Consider the following 16,407-nt stretch of genomic DNA (forward strand, 5'->3'; position numbering starts at 1 on the left):
GGTGCCGCAGCGCCTAGGCTTGCTCCTCGTGAAGACGTTCGAGGACCTGTGGGCAGAGCTGTCCACCAAGGCCGCGGAGCGCCCCGAGGGGTCCGGCACCGTGCAGCAGCTCGACGCCGGCATCCATGCGATCGGCAAGAAGCTGCTCGAGGAGGCCGCCGAGTCCTGGATGGCCGCCGAGCACGAGGGCAAGGACGCGACGGCGCTGGAGATCAGCCAGCTGCTCTACCACGCACAGGTGCTCATGCTCGCCTCCGGCCTGACCCTCGACGACGTCTACGCCCACCTGTGACCCCCAGTGAGCCAGCCATGACCCTCCGCATCGCCGTCCCCAACAAGGGGTCGTTGTCCCTGGCCGCGACCGAGATCCTGCGGGAGTCGGGCTACCGCCAGCGCAGCGACTCCAAGGAGCTCGCGCTCGTCGACACCGAGAACGACGTCGAGTTCTTCTACCTCCGCCCGCGCGACATCGCGCTCTACGTCGGCGAGGGCACGCTCGACGCCGGCATCACCGGCCGCGACCTGCTCCTCGACTCCGGCGCCAAGGCCGAAGAGGTCATGAACCTCGGCTTCGGCCGCTCGCGCTTCCACTTCGCCGGCCCCATCGGGCGCTACTCCTCGCTGCAGGACCTCGCTGGCCTGCGCATCGCGACGTCGTACGTCGGCGTGGTGGAGGACTACCTGTTCCGCCACGGCGTCGACGCCACCGTCACCCGCCTCGACGGCGCGGTGGAGACCAGCATCCAGCTCGGCGTGGCCGACGTGATCGCCGACGTCGTCGAGACCGGGTCGACGCTGCGGGCCGCCGGGCTCGAGACCTTCGGGGAGGTCATCCTCGACTCGCAGGCGGTCCTCATCACCCGCGGCGGCGAGGTGCCCGACGACTTCGAGATCTTCCGCCGTCGGATCGAGGGCGTGCTGGTGGCGCGCAGCTTCGTGATGATGGACTACGACATCGAGGAGAGGTACCTCGACCGGGCGAGCGAGCTGGCCCCCGGCCGCGAGGGCCCGACCATCTCCCCGCTCGGCAAGGCCGGCTGGGTGGCGGTGCGCGTCATGGTGCCGCGCGCCGGTTCGCAGCGGCTGATGGACGACCTCTACTCGACCGGCGCGCGCGCCATCCTGCTGACCGACATCCATGCCTGCCGCCTCTGAGCGCCCGGCCGGCGCGCCCCGCGGCCCCGCCGCACCCGCCCTGCCGCACACATGGCGGCCGATGGGCGTGCGGTTCGCCGTGATCGGCTTCGGCCTGATGCTGCTCGTCGTGTGCGCGGCGGCGTGGTTCGGCTTCGACGACGAGACGCGCGCCAAGTTCAACATCCTGCAACGGCTCACGCTGCTCGCGATGGGCGCCGGGTTCGCCGTCATCGGGTGGGCCCTGGGCCGCGCCCGGGTCACCGCCGAGCAGGCGTCGCTCGTGGTGGTCAACGGCTTCCGCACCCGGCGGCTGGAGTGGGAGCAGGTCCTCGGCGTGCACCTCCCGTCCGGCGCCCCGTGGGCCACGCTCGACCTGGCCGACGGCACGACGATCTCGGCGATGGCGTTCCAGGGCTCCGACGGCAGGGCGGCCCGCGACGGCGTACGCCAGCTGCGTGCGCTGATCGACCGCGACGGCTCCGACCGCCGCTAGCGTCGAACACCCCGACATCACCGCTGGCTCGCCAAGAACCCGCGCGTGACCCCGCACTTCACCCCCGCCAGCGGCTCCTGGAAACCCGGTCGATCGGCGCGATCAGCTCCTTCATCGAGGGCTGGAACGCTGCCATCCCCTTCTTCTGAGCCCGCGACAGCAGACGAGATCCTGCCCCGTGCGACCCATGAACGAGATTCAGCCGCACGACACTAGCCGGGCTGTGGTGGGCGCCAATACGCTGATCGAGCGTCCTCCGGCGAGAGCCGTTAGACCGGGTGCTTTGCGGGGGACGGCGAAGCGGCGGGAGGCGTCATGGTCGGACGATTCACGAGTAGCGCGACGCAGGGTCGGTGGGTCACGCTCGGGGCGGTGCTCGGCCTGGTGGTGGCTCTGCTCGCGGTGGCGCCGGCCGATGCACGTGTTCCTCGGGCGAACGGGGACAACGCGGTGATCACCCTGAAGGTCGGGGGCGATCGTGAGGACGACGGACAGGCGCCTCTGCAGGGCGTGGTCTTGCAGCTGTTGACCTACGACGGCGACAGCACCCCGGGCGCACCCGTGAACACGTCGTGGTCCACCTGCACCTCTGACGCCCGTGGCGACTGCAGCTTCGTGGTGCCCGACACCCAGGCGGCGGCGGGCGGGTCACCGGCGGGTGCAAACCGGAATCGCCGGTTCTGGGTGGCCCAGGTCTCCGCACCGACGGGGTGGCTCCCCAACCCGACTCTGCGTACCGGCACCGCGACCTCGGCCGAGTCGTCGGCGCAGCCGTACCGGTTCCTCACCGGTGACGAGCTCCACGCGGGTGTCACGTATCGCTCCGGGACGGACTTCATGACCACGCTGAGCGGGTCTCTTCCAGCAGAGCAGCAGCGGCGGTCGTCAGGCGGGGTCTGGCAGCAGTCCCGTGACAACCCGTTGCCGCCGAGCACGTGCGGGCTCGATGTCGCCCTCATCCTGGACCTGTCCGGTTCGGTCGGCGACCAGATAGGCGCCCTGCGGGGCGCCGGTAACGCCTTCGTGGACGCGTTGAAGGGCACGCCGTCGAGGATGTCGGTCTTCTCGTTCTCCTGGGGGTCTCCGGCCCAGAACGCCACCAGGAACTATCCGGCCCTGCAACCAGTCTCCGACAGCGCCGGGGGCAACATCGTCAAGGGCTGGATCGCGGACGGCACCCCGGCGGGCGGCACGAACTGGGACCGCGGGATCCAGGCAGCGGCCGACGCCAACCGCCTCAGGCCGGCGCCCGACCGCTACGACCTGGCCGTCATGCTCACCGACGGTAACCCGACCAACTGGGGTGGCACCGGCACTACGTCCGGCACCGTCAACGGCAGCGGCAGCAACAACCGCATCATCGAGGTGGAGAAGGCCATCTTCTCCGCCAATGCGCTCAAGGCACAGGACACCAGAGTCATCGGGTTCGGCGTCGGGGCCGGTGTGACCGACCCGAACACCGCGTCCAACCTGAGCTCCATCTCTGGACCTACGCGCTACGCCGCGGGGGTCGACCCGATCGATGCCGACTTCTTCCAGGAGCCCAGCTACGTGGCCGCGGCCGGCGCGCTGCGCAGCATCGCCCTGGCCAAGTGCCGGCCATCGATCAGCGTGCTGAAGATGATCGTGCCACCGGGGAACACCGGCGAGGACGTCTCCGGTGCAACCCGCGCCCCGGAGGGCTGGACCTTCAACGCCAGGTCCACGGTCCCAGTCGTGCCCCCGAGCCGGACGACCACCGACGATGGCACGGGCGCCGTCAACTTCACCCTCGACTTCGCAAGTGGCGCACCGAACGCCGCGGTGACGATCACAGAAGACCAGCACGACGACCACGTCCTGGTTCGACAGGGCGGCTTCAACGCGGTCTGCACCGACCTGGACACCAACACTCCGGTCCCGGTCACCAACGTGGGTGCCCCGACCGACCCGAACCCCGGGTTCACACTGACCGTCACCGGCCCGCCGAACGAGCAGGCCATCTCCTGCATCGTCTACGACCGGCCACCCGCGCCGCCCCCGGTGTCCCAGCCGGCCGACCTCACAGTCTTCAAGGGCTGGGTGGTCCGGGTCGGCGACAGGCGGCAGGCATTCAGGGAGGGCACCCAGCCGGGCTTCCTGCAGGCGCAGCTGACCGTGACCAGCCCGATCGATGGCGATCCGAACGACCTCGGCTGGGGCGTCACCGCCCACGGCTACACCGAGGGCGACACCCCCGAGATCGACGAGAGGGTGCAAGTCAACCGGCCACGTTGCGAGCTTGTCGCCCGACGGGTCGTCAGGGCAAACGGCGAGAGGGTCAACGAGTCCATGCCCTTCCGGCCCACGCTCCAGGCGGGCTCCAACCGCATTCTCGTCATCAACGTGGTCACCTGCTCGACCAGGATCACCCTGCGCAAGATCGTCCTCGACCGCGGTACGGGCACCGACGCGGCCCCGGGCGAATGGACGCTGACAGCCGAGGGCCGGACCCGCGTGTCCGGCCCCGGCAACAGTGCCGCGGTGACGAGGCAGCGCATCGGGCTCGGCCGCTACCGGCTGAGTGAGTCCGGGGGGCCGCCCGGCTTCGACAGCGCAGGGTGGTTCTGCCGGGGCGTCGAGAAGATCCGGCCCTCGAGGTTCGTCGCTGAGCCCGGCCAAGACATCCTCTGCCTCATCGTGAACGTCGCCCAGCCGCAGCCAGGGCCGGAGCTGGAGCCGGAGCCGGAGCCGGACCCGCCGCCGGAGGTGCTGCCGGCCGAGGCGTCCGTCCGAACCGACACCTCGCAGCGTCGGGTCGCCCCCGGCGAGCCGTTCCACGACCGGATCCTCATCGAGGGGCTTGTCGGCGGAGACGGTGCCACCGCCGTCGCGCGGCTCTACGGGCCGTTCAGCTCAAGGGCGTCGGCCGACTGCCGTGCGCGATTCCTGGTCCGAGAGGAGGTCCTCCAGGTCGACAACGGGCGGAACCGTTCGCCGAGCGTGCGGGTCAGTACGCCGGGCGTCTACACCTGGCAGGTCGCCATCGGCGCCGACGCCGCGACCGCGTCACCGGTCCACCGGTGTGGTCTGGCCGCCGAGACCACCGTGGTGGCCAAGCCGACCTACGCTGCCCCGGACGTCGTCGGCGGCTTCTCAGGCACCCTGCCGGGCTTCGACCGTGACCCGCGCCTGTCCCCACCGGCCACGATCCAGATGCCAGGGACAGGGATGCGTGCCACGGTCCAGCCACACGGCATCGTCGGCGGAAAGATGACCCTGCCCGGTGACGTCGACGACGTGGCATGGCTGCGCCGGTCAGCCGGTGTCGGCGACATGATCGGCACCGCCGTGATCGGTGGACACGTGTCCGACCGGCACGACCGGCCAGGGGCGATGTTCAACCTCAGCCGGGCCCGCGCCGGGCAGCGGATCACCGTCACCCAGGCCGGGTCCCGGCACCGGTTCAAGGTCCTCGAGAAGACGACCCTCGACCGCCGCCGGGAGCTGCCCGACCGATTCTTCGCCACCACAGGACGCCACCGTCTGGTGCTCATCAGCTGCACCGACAGAGTGGTCACCGCCGGCGGGCACTTCCGCTACACGAAGTACGTCGTGGTCGTCGCAGAGCCGGTCCCGGACCATCGGTGATCGCGCGAGGCCCGGGAGCCCATCCGCGGCGAACCGGTCGCGCCACGTGGACGAGACACGCCGACCCCGACCAGCCGCGCCGCAATGGAGGCCCCCGCCTCGACCGCTACGCGTCCTTGGCGTCGGCGGGCTGCAGGGCGTGGATGCCCCACGAGACCGAGAGCTCGTCTCCCGCGGTGCCGGCCGGGGCGAGGGTGACGAGGTCGGTGCCGGAGTTGAAGGCATCGGCCGGTGCGGTCATCGGCTCGACCGCCAGCGCCGGACGCGGTCCGTCCGCGGGCGGTGTGAAGACCTGGAGCCACCGGTGGTGCTCGTCCACCCACAGCGCGACGCCTCGCTCGCCCGAGGGCTCGGTGAGCGTGATCCGGGCGCGTCCCTCGACGTGCTGGAGGTCGCCGAACCCGTGGTCGAGCGCCCGGTCGCCGATGCGGCGTCCGTTGGTGAAGTCGAGGTCGTCCCCGACGGGCTCGACACCTGTCGGGAGCTGGCGGTCGTCGAGCACCACCCGGGTCCGGGCGGGGAGGGTCAGCTCGAGGTGCTCGATCGCGTCCCCGACGCAGAGGTAGGGGTGCGCCCCGCTCGCGTAGGGCGCCGGCTCCACCGCCAGGTTCGTCGCGGTCTGGGTGACGACGAGCCCGTCCGCGGACAGGTCGTAGAGCACGTGCAGGTCCAGCGCCCACGGGTAGCCGGTCTGCGCCATCAGGCGGTGGACGAGCGACACCGACGTGGCGGTGTGCTCCTCCACCGTCCACGGGGCCCAGCGGGCGAGGCCGTGCGAGGCGTTGCCGGTGCGCGGGTCGGTGAGCCCGAGCTGGAGGTCGTGGCCGCCGAAGGAGTAGCGGCCGTCGCGGATCCGGTTGGGCCACGGCATCAACAGCTGGCCGCGGCCGCCCGTGGACATCGCGGACTCGTCGAACCCGTGCACCAGGTCGCGACCGTGGTGACGCAGCACCCGCAGCGCCGCCCCGCCCTCGGTGACGACCGCGGTGTAGCCCGCCGCCGAGATCTCGTACTGGTCACCACTGGGAAGCACCATGACGCTCACCCTAGACATCACTACGGTGCCCCCATGGGCATCACCACGCGCGTCCTCTCCGCCGAGGACGCCGACGCCCTGGCGGCGTTGATGACGCGCATCGAGGGCGACCACCCGACCGGGTTCTGCCTGGGTGCCGGCGAGATCCGCGAGGTCATGGGCGGGCAGGCCGTCAACGTCTTCGAGGGGGCGTACGACGGCGACGAGCTCGTCGCCTACACGACCGTGCTGCCCGGCCGCCCGGACGAGGTCGGCCTGCACGTCACCCTCTTCGGCGACGTCGACCCCGCGCGCCTCGGCGAGGGCATCGGGACGCTCATGCTCACCCGCTCGCTGAACCTCTCACGTGCCCTCCACGCCGCCCTCGCGCCCGGGGTGCCGGGCAGGTTCGCGGCCGCCACGCTCGCAGGTCGCGAGGACCAGGTCGACCTGGTGGAGCGGGCGGGGATGCGCCCCGGGCGGCACAGCTTCCTCATGGTCGCCCATCTCGAGCGACGAGCCGCGGTCGAGCTGCCGGGCGGGTACACCGTCACGACCTTCGACCCGGAGGCCGCCGAGGAGCTCCGGCAGACGCACAACCTCGCCTTCGCCGACCATCCCGTGCGCGCCGACGCCAGCACCGGCTTCTGGGCCACCTTCGTGGTCGGTGCCGCCCACGCCCGGCACGCGCTCTCGGCGGTCGCCCGGGACGCGGACGGCGCGGTCGCCGCCTACGTCCTCGCCCACGAGTACGTCGTACCGCCGTCGGGCGGGCACGGCCCCGAGGTCCACGTGCCGTACGTCGGCACCCTCCCGGCGCACCGCGGCCGCGGGTTGGCGACGGGACTGCTCGCCGAGGTCCTGCGACGCGCGAGCGTGGCCGGCTACGTGACCGCAAGCCTCAACGTCGACACGGCCAACCCCACCGGTGCGCTCGGCATCTACGAGCGGGCCGGCTTCCGCCAGCTCTACCGCCAGGACTCCCACCACCTCGACGTCCCACCGGTCGGTGGCCGCCTCAGCCGGTGACGACCACCAGGTCAGCACCCGCACGCGTGCCGAGCCGGGCGAACAGCACGTCCTCGTCGATCCGCCACTGCTCCCACTGCGGCCGCATCTGCTCGCCGTCGCGCGCCATGCCGCGCCGCAGGCGCAGCCCCGACTCCGCCTCGACCCACACCAGCACCCCGACGAGGGACGCGATCGCGGGGGACCAGCAGCCGGTGCCCTCGAGCACGAGCAGCCCTCCGGCCTCCACGGGGTGGCTCTCGGCCCAGTCGTCCGCCGCCCAGTCCCACCGCGTCCACCGGCTCCCCTCGCCGCGCGCGAGCGGCTCGAGGAACGTCTCGATCGTGCGGGCGAGGCCCGGCAGCCCGCGCCACCCCTGCAGCAGCTCGTCGCAGTGCACGACGTGCGCCTCGGGAACGACGTCCGCGATGGCCGTGGCCAACGTGGTCTTGCCGGACCCGGCGGGACCGTCGACGCACACCAGGCGGCTGGTGCCGAGCGTCGGGGGAGCGGCCAGCACGCGCTCGGCGACCTCGGCGGCGACGGAGCAGGGGTCGGGGGAGAGCTCAGAAGGCACGGTCGCAGCCGCGGTAGGACGGCACCACCTCGGTGACGGCCGCCCCACGCACGAGGTGCACGTCGCGGACGTGCTCGAAGAGCTCGCCCGACTTGGCGTGGCGGAACCACACCAGGTCGCCGATCCGCAGCTGCGCGGCCGGGTGTCCGGTCAGCGGCGTCTGGACCTCGCCGGCACCCTCGAGCCCAGTCAGGTGCAGACCCGGCGGGGCCCACGGGACGGGGGAGCGGTCGGCGCCGGTGGCGCCGCTGGCGATCAGTCCACCGCCGTGCACGGTGGCCATCTCCGGCGTGGGCTTGCGTGTCACCCGCAGCCCGAAGAACGCTGCGGGGCGGGGCTCGAACGACGCGTAGTGGTCGAAGATGCCCGGCACCAGCAGACCCGAACCGGCCGCGATCTCGGTGACCGCGCCGTCGGCGGCCGTGGCCTCGACCGACCCCGACCCACCGCCGTTCCAGAACTCGAGCGTCACCACCTCGGCGAGCGCCTCGGCGATCTCGCGGCGGCGCACCGCCAGCTGGGCCATGGACGCCTGCTTGAGCCGGCGTACGACGCTGGACCGCGCGCGCTGGTCGGGGACGGAGTCCTGCACGCCCGCGACCTGGCCCTCGTAGGTCATCACGCCGACGAGGCGGAAGCCGTCGCGCTCCGCGACGCGGCGCGCGAGCGCGACGACGTCGGAGGTGTCGAAGAGAGGCGAGCGCTTGGGGCCGACGTGCTTTCCGCCGAACCGCAGTCCGGCGTCGACGTCGAGCGCGATCCGCACCGGCACGGCCGGGGAGGAGCGGGTCGAGTCCACGACGTCGAGGTGGGCCGGGTCGTCGACCATCAGGGTGATCGCGGCCGCGGCCGAGGGTGACGAGGTCAGCCGGCGCAGGGACGGCACGTCGACGGTGGGATAGGCCACGACGATGTCGTCGCTGATGCCGGTCTCGTGGAGCCAGAGCGCCTCGGCGAGCGTGTAGGCCAGGACGCCGGAGAACCCGTCGTGCGCCAGCGCCCGCTCGAGGAGGGCCGGCACGCGCAGGGACTTCGAGGCCACGCGGACGGGCTTGCCGCCCGCGCGACGCACCAGGTCGTCGGCGTTGGCGTCGAAGGTGTCGAGGTCGACCACGGCGATGGGTGTGGACGGGGACTCGGGCAGGCCGGCGACGGCGGCGTCGAGCCGCGACCACAGACGGTTGCGGTCGACGAGCCGGTCGATCACTCGATGCCCCGCTTGCGCAGCAGCGCCTCGATGTCAGCCATCTCGTCGTCCACGGCCGGGCGCGAGGTCGGGCCGGTCCGGGTGGAGGACGCCTCCGGCAGCTCGTCCTTGCCGCGCGGCGTGCGGCCACCCGCGCCCACGGCCTGCGCGCGGGCCAGCTGGCGGTCGCGGATGATGCCGCTGACGAACCACAGCACGACCGCGAGGCCGGCCAGGCCGACGCCCATCCAGGTGCGTACGTCGAACACGAGACTGGTGGCCCAGTCGGTGATCGACCCCGCGATGTCCACGACCATCTCGAGCGTCCCGGTCAGCCACGCGGCCGCGGGGAGCAGGGTGAAGCCGAGCGCTCGCAGGCCGTTGGCCGCTCCTCGCCGGCGGAACGCGATCCACGTCCAGATGGCACCCGCGACGGTGAGCGCGGCGGTCAGTGCAGCCCAGGTAGTTCCTTCCACGTGACCAGACTCCCACAGCGCACCACGCCCTCGTCGGCACCTGCGAGGCCTGCGGGAGGATGGAGCCGTGGTCCACGACGACGCATCCCCCCACCACGTGGCGGACGACTCCTCCCTCGAGCCGCTCGAGCGCACCATCCCCGACCCGGGGTTCGCCGACGACGCCGGCGAGGCGGACCCCCGGCTCGCCGGCGTGCTGGCCGACCGGGCCGCGGGCACCGCGAGCTCCGGCGCGGTGCTCGCCCTCCTGCAGGACGCCCGGCTGCTGGTGCCGGTGGTCGCGGTGCTCGGCGAGGTCGAGGTCGACGAGCAGGGACTGGCCCACGACAAGTCCTCCGACATGGCGGCCGTCCTGGTGGAGGCCCCGGACGGCAGCAGGGGCCTGCTCGCCTTCACGTCCACCGCCTCGATGGCCCGGTGGGACCCGCAGGCCAGGCCGGTGCCGGTGCCGGCCGCGACGGCGGCCACCGCGGCGATCCAGGACGGCGCGGAGGCGCTGCTCGTGGACCTCGCCGGCCCTGCGTCGTACGTCGTCGACGGGGACGACCTGACCCGGCTCGCGGCCGGGTGGCGCCTGGTCGCCATCGGCGACGGCTCGGGCGGTCACGGCTGGATTGGCCCCTCGACGGAATGATCCGCTAACCTTCCGTGTTGACCGATCAGTGACACCATGCTTCACGGTGACACCGATCCCGCCAAGCGGAGGCAGCACCACCGTCTCCCACCCGCATCGATCGCCCAGCAGCACAGATCGTCGGGTCCCGGTCCAGAGCCACCACCGTCGCGAGACGGAGGTGGACACCTCAGTTTCCCCGAGAGGGGAGACGTGTCGTGACTGGCTCCCGCTTGGCAACAGCGGGAGCCATTGTCCATTTTCCGGCACACCAGTCGGGCCGGGCGAGGGACTCCCACCCACCCGAACCACTGGAGGACCCATCAGCACCGAGCTGCGCATCAACGACCGGATCCGCGTACCCGAGGTCCGGCTCGTAGGACCCAACGGCGAGACCGTTGGCATCGTGCCGACCGACCAGGCACTCAAGCTGGCCGTGGAGGCCGACCTCGACCTCGTCGAGATCGCGCCCCAGGGACGCCCCCCGGTCTGCAAGCTCATGGACTACGGCAAGTTCAAGTACGAGAACGCCCAGAAGGCCCGCGAGTCGCGGCGCAACCAGACGAACGTGATCATCAAGGAGATGAAGCTTCGTCCCAAGATCGACAAGCACGACTACGAGACCAAGAAGGGTCACGTCGTGCGATTCCTGGGTGCCGGCGACAAGGTCAAGATCACGATCATGTTCCGCGGCCGCGAGCAGCACCGCCCCGAGCTGGGCTTCCGCCTGCTCCAGAAGCTGGCCGAGGACGTGCAGGAGCTGGGCTTCGTCGAGTCCTCGCCCAAGCAGGACGGCCGCAACATGACCATGGTCATCGGCCCGCACAAGAAGAAGGCCGACGCCAAGATCGACGCCGACGCTGCCCGCGCCACCAAGGAGCAGGCACGTGCGGACCGCAAGGCCGAGGAGGACGCCGAGCGCGAGGCGGCCCACGCCGCCGGGCCGGTCGCCCAGAAGAAGGAGCGTCGCCGCTCCGAGAACCTCGATCCTGAGATCGAGGCCTGAGCGAAGCGAAGGGCTCGATCGAGCAGGTCGCGGCGAAGCCGTGACAGCCGTCGGGACCGGGACAACGGCGAGTCGCCCACGTCCTAGCGAGAACCCCAGAACCCCGAACCACGTACAAGGAAGTTGAGGCAGACACATGCCGAAGAACAAGACCCACTCGGGCGCGAAGAAGCGCTTCAAGGTGACCGGCTCGGGCAAGATCATGCGTCTGCAGGCCGGCCGCAAGTCCGGCGCTGCGTTCGCGTCCGCGCCGACCACGGGCAGCCGCAAGAAGCACCGCCGCAACGCCGGCATGGTCGAGCTCGAGAAGGGCGACGTCGCACGCGCCAAGAAGATGCTCGGCATCTGAGCCTCACCCACCGCACCTCCCCGGTGGCTCAGCCGCCGTCCGTCTGACTTTCCCCTGCATCAAGGAGTAACCCCATGGCACGCGTCAAGCGCGCAGTGAACGCCCAGAAGAAGCGTCGTACCACCCTCGAGCGCGCCAGCGGTTACCGCGGCCAGCGCTCGCGCCTCTACCGCAAGGCCAAGGAGCAGGTCACCCACTCCCTGGTCTACAGCTACAACGACCGGCGCAAGAACAAGGGCAACTTCCGCAAGCTCTGGATCCAGCGGATCAACGCTGCGGCCCGCGCCAACGGCATGACCTACAACCGCTTCATCCAGGGCCTCGGCCTGGCCGGCATCGAGGTCGACCGCAAGATCCTCGCCGAGCTCGCCGTCAACGACGCGCCGGCCTTCGCCGCGCTCGTCGAGGCCGCCAAGGCCGCGCTGCCCGAGGACGTCAACGCGCCCAAGGTCTCCGCCTGAACCACATGAGCACTCCACTGACGGTCGGCAATGGCCGCGTCAAGGAGGCTCGCAAGTTGAGCCGCCGCTCGGTACGCACCGAGCGGCGGCTCTTCCTCGCTGACGGCCCGAAGGCCGTCGAGGGGGCGCTGTCCGTCGCCGGGTGCGTCGTCGAGGTCTTCGCGACCCCGCTCGCGCTCGAGCAGCACGCCGAGCTGCTCGCCGAGGCGCCGGTCACGCTGGTCGACGACCGCGCCCTCGCGTCGCTGTCCGACTCGGTGTCCCCGGCCGGCGTGGTGGCCGTGTGCCGCCACCTCGACGCGCCGCTCGAGCACGTCGTGCGGGCCTCGCCCCGGCTGCTGGCCGTGTGCGCCGACGTCCGCGACCCCGGCAACGCCGGCACCGTCATCCGTACGGCGGACGCGGCGGGCGCCGACGCGGTCGTGCTGGCCGGGCAGTCCGTCGACGCCTACAACCCCAAGACCGTGCGCGCCACCGTCGGGAGCCTCTTCCACCTGCCGCTCGCGATCGAGCCCGATCCCGCTGCCGCCGTGCGTGAGGCGCAGGCTCGGGGACTGACCGTCCTGGCCGCCGACGGCGCCGGCGAGGTCGACCTGTTCGACGCCGACCTGTCCGGGCCCACGGCGTGGCTCTTCGGCAACGAGGCCTGGGGCCTGCCCGAGGACCTGGCCGCGCTGGCCGACCACCGCGTCGCCATCCCGATCCACGGCCGGGCCGAGAGCCTCAACCTGTCCACCGCCGCGGCCGTGTGCCTCTACGCCAGCGCGCGCGCCCAGCGCCGCTGACTCATCGCGGCGGGATCGCCGCGGCGTACCTCGTCGCGAGCGTCGCGAGGTGCGCGACCAGCTCCGGTGGCTCGGTGACGTGGAAGTCCAGGCCGAGCATCCCGATCCACACCGCCACCGTCTCGACGCTGTCGGCGCCGGTGACCAGGACGCTGTGGCCCTCGTCCAGGGTCTCGACGACGCCCACCGTCGGGTTGATCCGGCGGAGCACCTCCTCCGCCGGGGCGTCCACCGCGATGCGGCAGTGCACCGACCACCCCGAGAACGCCACGTCGCGCAGGACGAACGCTGCGTAGTCGCCACCCACCAGCGGGTCGGGGGCGAAGCGCCCGGCGCCCGGGACGCGCAGCTCGATCCAGTCGGCCCGCAGCGCCCGCCAGCGTCCGTCGGGGCGGTGACGCACCACGACGTACCAGCGCTGCTGCCAGCTCACGAGCCGGTACGGGTCGGCCTCGACCCGCTCCTCGACGTCGGCGGCCGGCCGGTAGAACAGCCTCAGGCCCTCACGGTCGCGGATCGCTGTCGCCAGGTCAGCCAGGAGGACCACGTCGACCGGCGGTGCGGCGACGTTGGTCGCGGTGTCGGCCGGACCTACGTCGGTGCTCTCACTCAGGGCGCGCACCCGGCGCCACAGGCGATCGGGCAGCACGTGCTGGAGCTTCGCGAGCGCGAGGGCGCCCGCCTCCTCGATGCCCCGCACGGCCGAGACGCTCCGCAACCCGACTGCGACGGCCACCGCCTCGTCGGCCTCGAGCAGCAGGGGAGGGAGCCGGCCGTGGTCACCGAACCGGTAGCCGCCGGCCGCCCCACGCACGGCCTCGACGGGGTAACCGAGCTCGCGCAGCCGTTCGACGTCCTTGCGGACGGTGCGCTCGCCGACCCCCAGCAGGGCCGCGAGCTCGGGTCCCGTGGCGGTCGCCCGGGCCTGGAGGTGGCCGAGGAGGGAGATCAGCCTCGACGACGTCTGGAGCGACATGGGCTGGCCTTTCGAGGAGATCGGAGCCGCTGGTCGAATCAGGGCCGAATCGTGCCGGATTCCTTCCTACCGTACCTTCATGACCACTCACCAGAACCCCAGCCAGCTCACCTTCCGCCCCTTCACGGTCTCGGTCCCGCAGGACGCGATCGACGACCTCCGCGCCCGCCTCGCCAACACCCGCTACGCCGCCGAGCCCACTTCGAGCGCCGACGGCACCGACTGGTCCGCCGGCGTCCCGGTCTCCTACCTCCGGCAGATGGTCGAGCACTGGGCGGGCGACTTCGACTGGCGCGCGCAGGAGGAGCGGATGAACGCCTACCCGCAGCTCCTCACCGAGATCGACGGCCAGACCATCCACGTCGTCCACGTGCGCTCCGCCAACGAGGACGCGACCCCGCTGCTGCTGCTCCACACCTATCCGGGGTCCTTCGTCGACTTCCTCGACCTCGTCCCGCACCTGACCGACCACTTCCACCTCGTCATCCCCTCGATCCCGGGCGTCGGCTTCAGCCAACCGCTCACCGACGGCGGCTGGGACTCGCGGCGCAACGCGCGGGCGTGGGACCGCCTGATGCGTGGCCTCGGATACGAGTCCTACGGCGCGCACGGCTCCGACAACGGTGCGATCGTGGCCCGTGAGCTGGCGATGCTGGCCCCCGAGGGCTTCCTCGGCGCCCACGTGCTGCAGCTGTTCTCCTTTCCCTCCGGTGACCCGGCGGAGTTCGAGAAGATGACCCCTGCCGACTATGCGGCGCTGGAGTTCGCCGGCTGGTTCCAGACGGTCAACGGCTACGCCACGATGAACGCCTCGCGGCCGCTCACCGTCGCGGCCGCACTCAGCGACTCCCCGGTCGGGCAGCTCGCCTACAACGAGCTGTTCGAGAGCTTCGGCAACGGCACGTCACGAGTGACGCGCGACCAGGTGCTCACGCAGGTCAGCCTCTACTGGTTCACCAACAGCAGCGGTGGCGCCGTGCAGGCCTACCGCGCCGAGCAGGCGGTCGAGCCGCGGGTGAACGAGGGGCGGATCGGGGTCGCGGTCTTCGCCGACGACTTCCGCACGATGCGTCCCTTCGCCGAGCGCGACAACACCGACATCGTGTCGTGGACCGAGCACCCGGAGGGCGGCCACTTCGCCTCGATGGAGGTCCCCGAGGAGCTCGCCGGCGCGATCCGTGGCTTCTTCTCCTGAGCACCTGCACGACGCCGAGCGGCGTACGGCCCCGCCGTGCGCCGCCGCGGCACGCCTCCCGTGGCCTAGGCTCGCCGGCGATGATCCTCATCGACCCGCCCGCCGTGCCGCGTTGGGACCGGCTCTGGTCCCACCTGGCCAGCGACACCTCCTACGACGAGGTGCACGACTTCGCTGCCGCCCAGGGCGTGCCTGCCCGCGGCTGGGACCGGGACCACTACGACGTCCCTGCCGACGCGTACGACGCGCTGGTGTCCGCGGGGGCGGTCCCGGTCACGTCCCGCGAGCTCGTCGTGGCCCTGCGCGCAGCCGGGTTGCGACGGCCCAAGGCCCGGTTCCGCGACTAGGGCTGGCCTAGGGTGGCGCTCGTGTCGGACGAGAGCGCACCCCAGCACCGGGTGGAGAGGAGTCGGCCTACGCGCCTGCGCGCACTGGCGGACTTCTATCCCGACGGCATCCTCGGCGCGAGCCGCGAGGGCGTGGTCACCATCCTCAACGCCCAGGGGGCCGCGCTGCTCGGTGTCGACCCTGAGGATGCGAAGGGGCTGTCGCTGCCGGACGTCCTGCGGTTGCTCGACCAGGACGGCCGCACCTGGCTCGACGTGAACCGGCCGTTCGACGCCATCTCGATCACGCGCGGCGTGCCCGAGCAGTCGTGGCTCAACGCCTTCGGTGACGAGGTCCTCACCACCGCGCGCCTGGTCCGTGAGGAGCCTCTGGGTCGGGTCGTCGGCATCGCGGTCGGGCTGCGCAGCGGTCGCGGTCGGGCGCGACTCGACCGCGAGCGCTCCGACCTCGTCGCCACCGTCGCCCACGAGCTGCGCTCACCGCTGACGGGCGTCAAGGGCTTCGTGCAGGCGCTGCTCAACCGGTGGGACAAGCTCACCGACGACCAGCGCAAGCTGATGCTGGAGACGGTGAACGCCGACGCCGACCGGCTCGCCCGCCTGATCGCCGAGCTGCTCGACGTGGCCCGGATCGACACCGATCGCCTCCAGCTCTACCCTCGCGAGTGCTCCGCCGAGGTGCTCGTGGCCCGGGTCGTGGACTCCATCGAGGCCGGGACGGCGCGCGACATCAAGCTCGAGGTCGAGGAAGCGCTGCCCGCGCTGTTCGCCGACCCGGACAAGTTCACCCAGGTCGTCACGAACCTCGTCGAGAACGCAGTGCGCCACGGCCAGGGCCAGGTCACCGTGCAGCTGTCGGCATCGCCGGCCCTCACGGGGGTGCGGCTCACGGTCGACGACGAGGGCGACGGCATCCCCGCGGAGCTGCGCAAGCGGGTCTTCACCAAGTTCTGGACCACCGGTACCTCCGGTGGCACCGGGCTCGGCATGTACATCGTGGGCGGGCTGTCGCGCGCCCACGGGGGATGGGTCACCATCGACGACGCACCCGGCGGCGGCGGCCGCGTGATGGTCGACTGGCCGAGCGAGGACATGCGCCCGGAGTGACGGGCCGCGACCTCCACACAACCTTCACGAGTCGTCCCCGCCGTCCACCCGTCCGCCCTCCTAGGGT

General features: G+C 71.8%; 18 protein-coding genes. 13 read left to right on the forward strand and 5 right to left on the reverse strand.

The window, feature by feature from the left end:
- Positions 1 to 28 precede the first annotated feature (28 nt).
- The 4 genes from JOD65_RS13475 to JOD65_RS13490 all read left to right on the forward strand — a co-directional run bounded on the left by JOD65_RS13475 (position 29) and on the right by JOD65_RS13490 (position 5,239).
- Positions 29 to 292: a phosphoribosyl-ATP diphosphatase gene (locus JOD65_RS13475; protein WP_191197113.1), complete on the forward strand. Its 264-nt coding sequence runs from the start codon at positions 29 to 31 to the stop codon at positions 290 to 292.
- A gap of 17 nt (positions 293 to 309) precedes the next feature.
- A complete protein-coding gene (gene hisG, locus JOD65_RS13480) occupies positions 310 to 1,155 on the forward strand; it encodes an ATP phosphoribosyltransferase (RefSeq protein WP_191197112.1) in 846 nt (281 codons plus the stop codon).
- Positions 1,139 to 1,630: a PH domain-containing protein gene (locus JOD65_RS13485; protein ID WP_191197111.1), complete on the forward strand. Its 492-nt coding sequence runs from the start codon at positions 1,139 to 1,141 to the stop codon at positions 1,628 to 1,630. Before hisG ends, JOD65_RS13485 begins: the two co-directional genes overlap by 17 nt.
- A 315-nt stretch (positions 1,631 to 1,945) precedes the next feature.
- Positions 1,946 to 5,239, forward strand: a complete 3,294-nt coding sequence (locus tag JOD65_RS13490) for a sortase domain-bontaining protein (protein ID WP_191197110.1) — start codon at positions 1,946 to 1,948, stop codon at positions 5,237 to 5,239.
- Between the two features lie 106 nt (positions 5,240 to 5,345).
- Here the strand turns inward: JOD65_RS13490 and JOD65_RS13495 are convergent, their stop codons facing one another.
- Positions 5,346 to 6,275 carry an aldose 1-epimerase family protein gene (locus JOD65_RS13495; protein ID WP_191197109.1) on the reverse strand — a complete coding sequence of 310 codons (930 nt, stop codon included), beginning with the start codon at positions 6,273 to 6,275 and terminating at the stop codon, positions 5,346 to 5,348.
- Positions 6,276 to 6,308: 33 nt separating this feature from the next.
- Here JOD65_RS13495 and JOD65_RS13500 point away from each other — a divergent pair, with 33 nt between their 5' ends.
- The gene (locus JOD65_RS13500) at positions 6,309 to 7,283 is read left to right on the forward strand and encodes a GNAT family N-acetyltransferase (RefSeq protein WP_191197108.1); all 975 of its coding nucleotides are present in this window, start codon (positions 6,309 to 6,311) and stop codon (positions 7,281 to 7,283) included.
- Here the strand turns inward: JOD65_RS13500 and JOD65_RS13505 are convergent.
- The 3 genes from JOD65_RS13505 to JOD65_RS13515 are packed head-to-tail and all read right to left on the reverse strand — an operon-like array spanning position 7,273 to position 9,501.
- Entirely contained in the window at positions 7,273 to 7,839 is a 567-nt protein-coding gene (locus JOD65_RS13505; protein WP_307821161.1) for a uridine kinase family protein, read from the reverse strand. The two genes, JOD65_RS13500 and JOD65_RS13505, sit on opposite strands and share 11 nt — an antisense overlap.
- Positions 7,829 to 9,046: an amino acid deaminase/aldolase gene (locus JOD65_RS13510; RefSeq protein ID WP_307821162.1), complete on the reverse strand. Its 1,218-nt coding sequence runs from the start codon at positions 9,044 to 9,046 to the stop codon at positions 7,829 to 7,831. The genes JOD65_RS13505 and JOD65_RS13510 overlap by 11 nt, the downstream gene beginning before the upstream one ends.
- Positions 9,043 to 9,501 (reverse strand): cellulose synthase, encoded by a 459-nt coding sequence (locus JOD65_RS13515; RefSeq protein WP_191197107.1) that lies wholly within the window; start codon positions 9,499 to 9,501, stop codon positions 9,043 to 9,045. Before JOD65_RS13515 ends, JOD65_RS13510 begins: the two co-directional genes overlap by 4 nt.
- A 67-nt stretch (positions 9,502 to 9,568) precedes the next feature.
- Here JOD65_RS13515 and JOD65_RS13520 point away from each other — a divergent pair, with 67 nt between their 5' ends.
- From JOD65_RS13520 to JOD65_RS13540, 5 genes are all read left to right on the forward strand, one after another.
- The gene (locus tag JOD65_RS13520; RefSeq protein ID WP_307821163.1) at positions 9,569 to 10,135 is read left to right on the forward strand and encodes an SseB family protein; all 567 of its coding nucleotides are present in this window, start codon (positions 9,569 to 9,571) and stop codon (positions 10,133 to 10,135) included.
- 319 nt (positions 10,136 to 10,454) lie between these two features.
- Positions 10,455 to 11,120 carry a translation initiation factor IF-3 gene (gene infC, locus JOD65_RS13525; RefSeq protein ID WP_307821375.1) on the forward strand — a complete coding sequence of 222 codons (666 nt, stop codon included), beginning with the start codon at positions 10,455 to 10,457 and terminating at the stop codon, positions 11,118 to 11,120.
- A gap of 136 nt (positions 11,121 to 11,256) precedes the next feature.
- Positions 11,257 to 11,469, forward strand: a complete 213-nt coding sequence (locus JOD65_RS13530; protein ID WP_090971167.1) for a large ribosomal subunit protein bL35 — start codon at positions 11,257 to 11,259, stop codon at positions 11,467 to 11,469.
- Between the two features lie 74 nt (positions 11,470 to 11,543).
- Positions 11,544 to 11,930 (forward strand): 50S ribosomal protein L20, encoded by a 387-nt coding sequence (rplT, locus tag JOD65_RS13535; RefSeq protein WP_090971165.1) that lies wholly within the window; start codon positions 11,544 to 11,546, stop codon positions 11,928 to 11,930.
- A gap of 5 nt (positions 11,931 to 11,935) precedes the next feature.
- Complete coding sequence (locus JOD65_RS13540) at positions 11,936 to 12,715, forward strand: TrmH family RNA methyltransferase (RefSeq protein ID WP_191197106.1); 780 nt, start codon at positions 11,936 to 11,938, stop codon at positions 12,713 to 12,715.
- A 1-nt stretch (position 12,716) separates the two neighbouring features.
- On the opposite strand, the gene JOD65_RS13545 is transcribed toward JOD65_RS13540, so the two are convergent.
- On the reverse strand, positions 12,717 to 13,691 hold the full coding sequence (locus JOD65_RS13545; RefSeq protein ID WP_191197105.1) for a helix-turn-helix transcriptional regulator: 975 nt from the start codon (positions 13,689 to 13,691) through the stop codon (positions 12,717 to 12,719).
- Between the two features lie 79 nt (positions 13,692 to 13,770).
- Between JOD65_RS13545 and JOD65_RS13550 the strand changes: the two genes are divergently transcribed.
- The 3 genes from JOD65_RS13550 to JOD65_RS13560 all read left to right on the forward strand — a co-directional run bounded on the left by JOD65_RS13550 (position 13,771) and on the right by JOD65_RS13560 (position 16,340).
- The gene (locus JOD65_RS13550; protein ID WP_191197104.1) at positions 13,771 to 14,886 is read left to right on the forward strand and encodes an epoxide hydrolase family protein; all 1,116 of its coding nucleotides are present in this window, start codon (positions 13,771 to 13,773) and stop codon (positions 14,884 to 14,886) included.
- 80 nt (positions 14,887 to 14,966) lie between these two features.
- The gene (locus JOD65_RS13555; RefSeq protein ID WP_191197103.1) at positions 14,967 to 15,233 is read left to right on the forward strand and encodes a DUF4031 domain-containing protein; all 267 of its coding nucleotides are present in this window, start codon (positions 14,967 to 14,969) and stop codon (positions 15,231 to 15,233) included.
- A 21-nt stretch (positions 15,234 to 15,254) separates the two neighbouring features.
- Positions 15,255 to 16,340: a sensor histidine kinase gene (locus JOD65_RS13560; RefSeq protein ID WP_307821164.1), complete on the forward strand. Its 1,086-nt coding sequence runs from the start codon at positions 15,255 to 15,257 to the stop codon at positions 16,338 to 16,340.
- The last annotated feature ends 67 nt before the right edge of the window (positions 16,341 to 16,407 follow it).

The organism is Nocardioides cavernae (genome assembly GCF_016907475.1).
Classification (GTDB): Bacteria; Actinomycetota; Actinomycetes; order Propionibacteriales; family Nocardioidaceae; genus Nocardioides; species Nocardioides cavernae.

Excerpts from the sequence above, each read along its gene's own strand:
- JOD65_RS13550 (WP_191197104.1), top strand. The coding sequence starts at position 13,771 with ATGACCACTCACCAGAACCCCAGCCAGCTCACCTTCCGCCCCTTCACG.
- JOD65_RS13485 (WP_191197111.1), top strand. The coding sequence starts at position 1,139 with ATGCCTGCCGCCTCTGAGCGCCCGGCCGGCGCGCCCCGCGGCCCCGCC.
- JOD65_RS13495 (WP_191197109.1), bottom strand. The coding sequence starts at position 6,275 with ATGGTGCTTCCCAGTGGTGACCAGTACGAGATCTCGGCGGCGGGCTAC.
- JOD65_RS13500 (WP_191197108.1), top strand. The coding sequence starts at position 6,309 with ATGGGCATCACCACGCGCGTCCTCTCCGCCGAGGACGCCGACGCCCTG.
- JOD65_RS13540 (WP_191197106.1), top strand. The coding sequence starts at position 11,936 with ATGAGCACTCCACTGACGGTCGGCAATGGCCGCGTCAAGGAGGCTCGC.
- hisG (WP_191197112.1), top strand. The coding sequence starts at position 310 with ATGACCCTCCGCATCGCCGTCCCCAACAAGGGGTCGTTGTCCCTGGCC.
- JOD65_RS13545 (WP_191197105.1), bottom strand. The coding sequence starts at position 13,691 with ATGTCGCTCCAGACGTCGTCGAGGCTGATCTCCCTCCTCGGCCACCTC.
- JOD65_RS13530 (WP_090971167.1), top strand. The coding sequence starts at position 11,257 with ATGCCGAAGAACAAGACCCACTCGGGCGCGAAGAAGCGCTTCAAGGTG.
- JOD65_RS13490 (WP_191197110.1), top strand. The coding sequence starts at position 1,946 with ATGGTCGGACGATTCACGAGTAGCGCGACGCAGGGTCGGTGGGTCACG.
- JOD65_RS13555 (WP_191197103.1), top strand. The coding sequence starts at position 14,967 with ATGATCCTCATCGACCCGCCCGCCGTGCCGCGTTGGGACCGGCTCTGG.
- rplT (WP_090971165.1), top strand. The coding sequence starts at position 11,544 with ATGGCACGCGTCAAGCGCGCAGTGAACGCCCAGAAGAAGCGTCGTACC.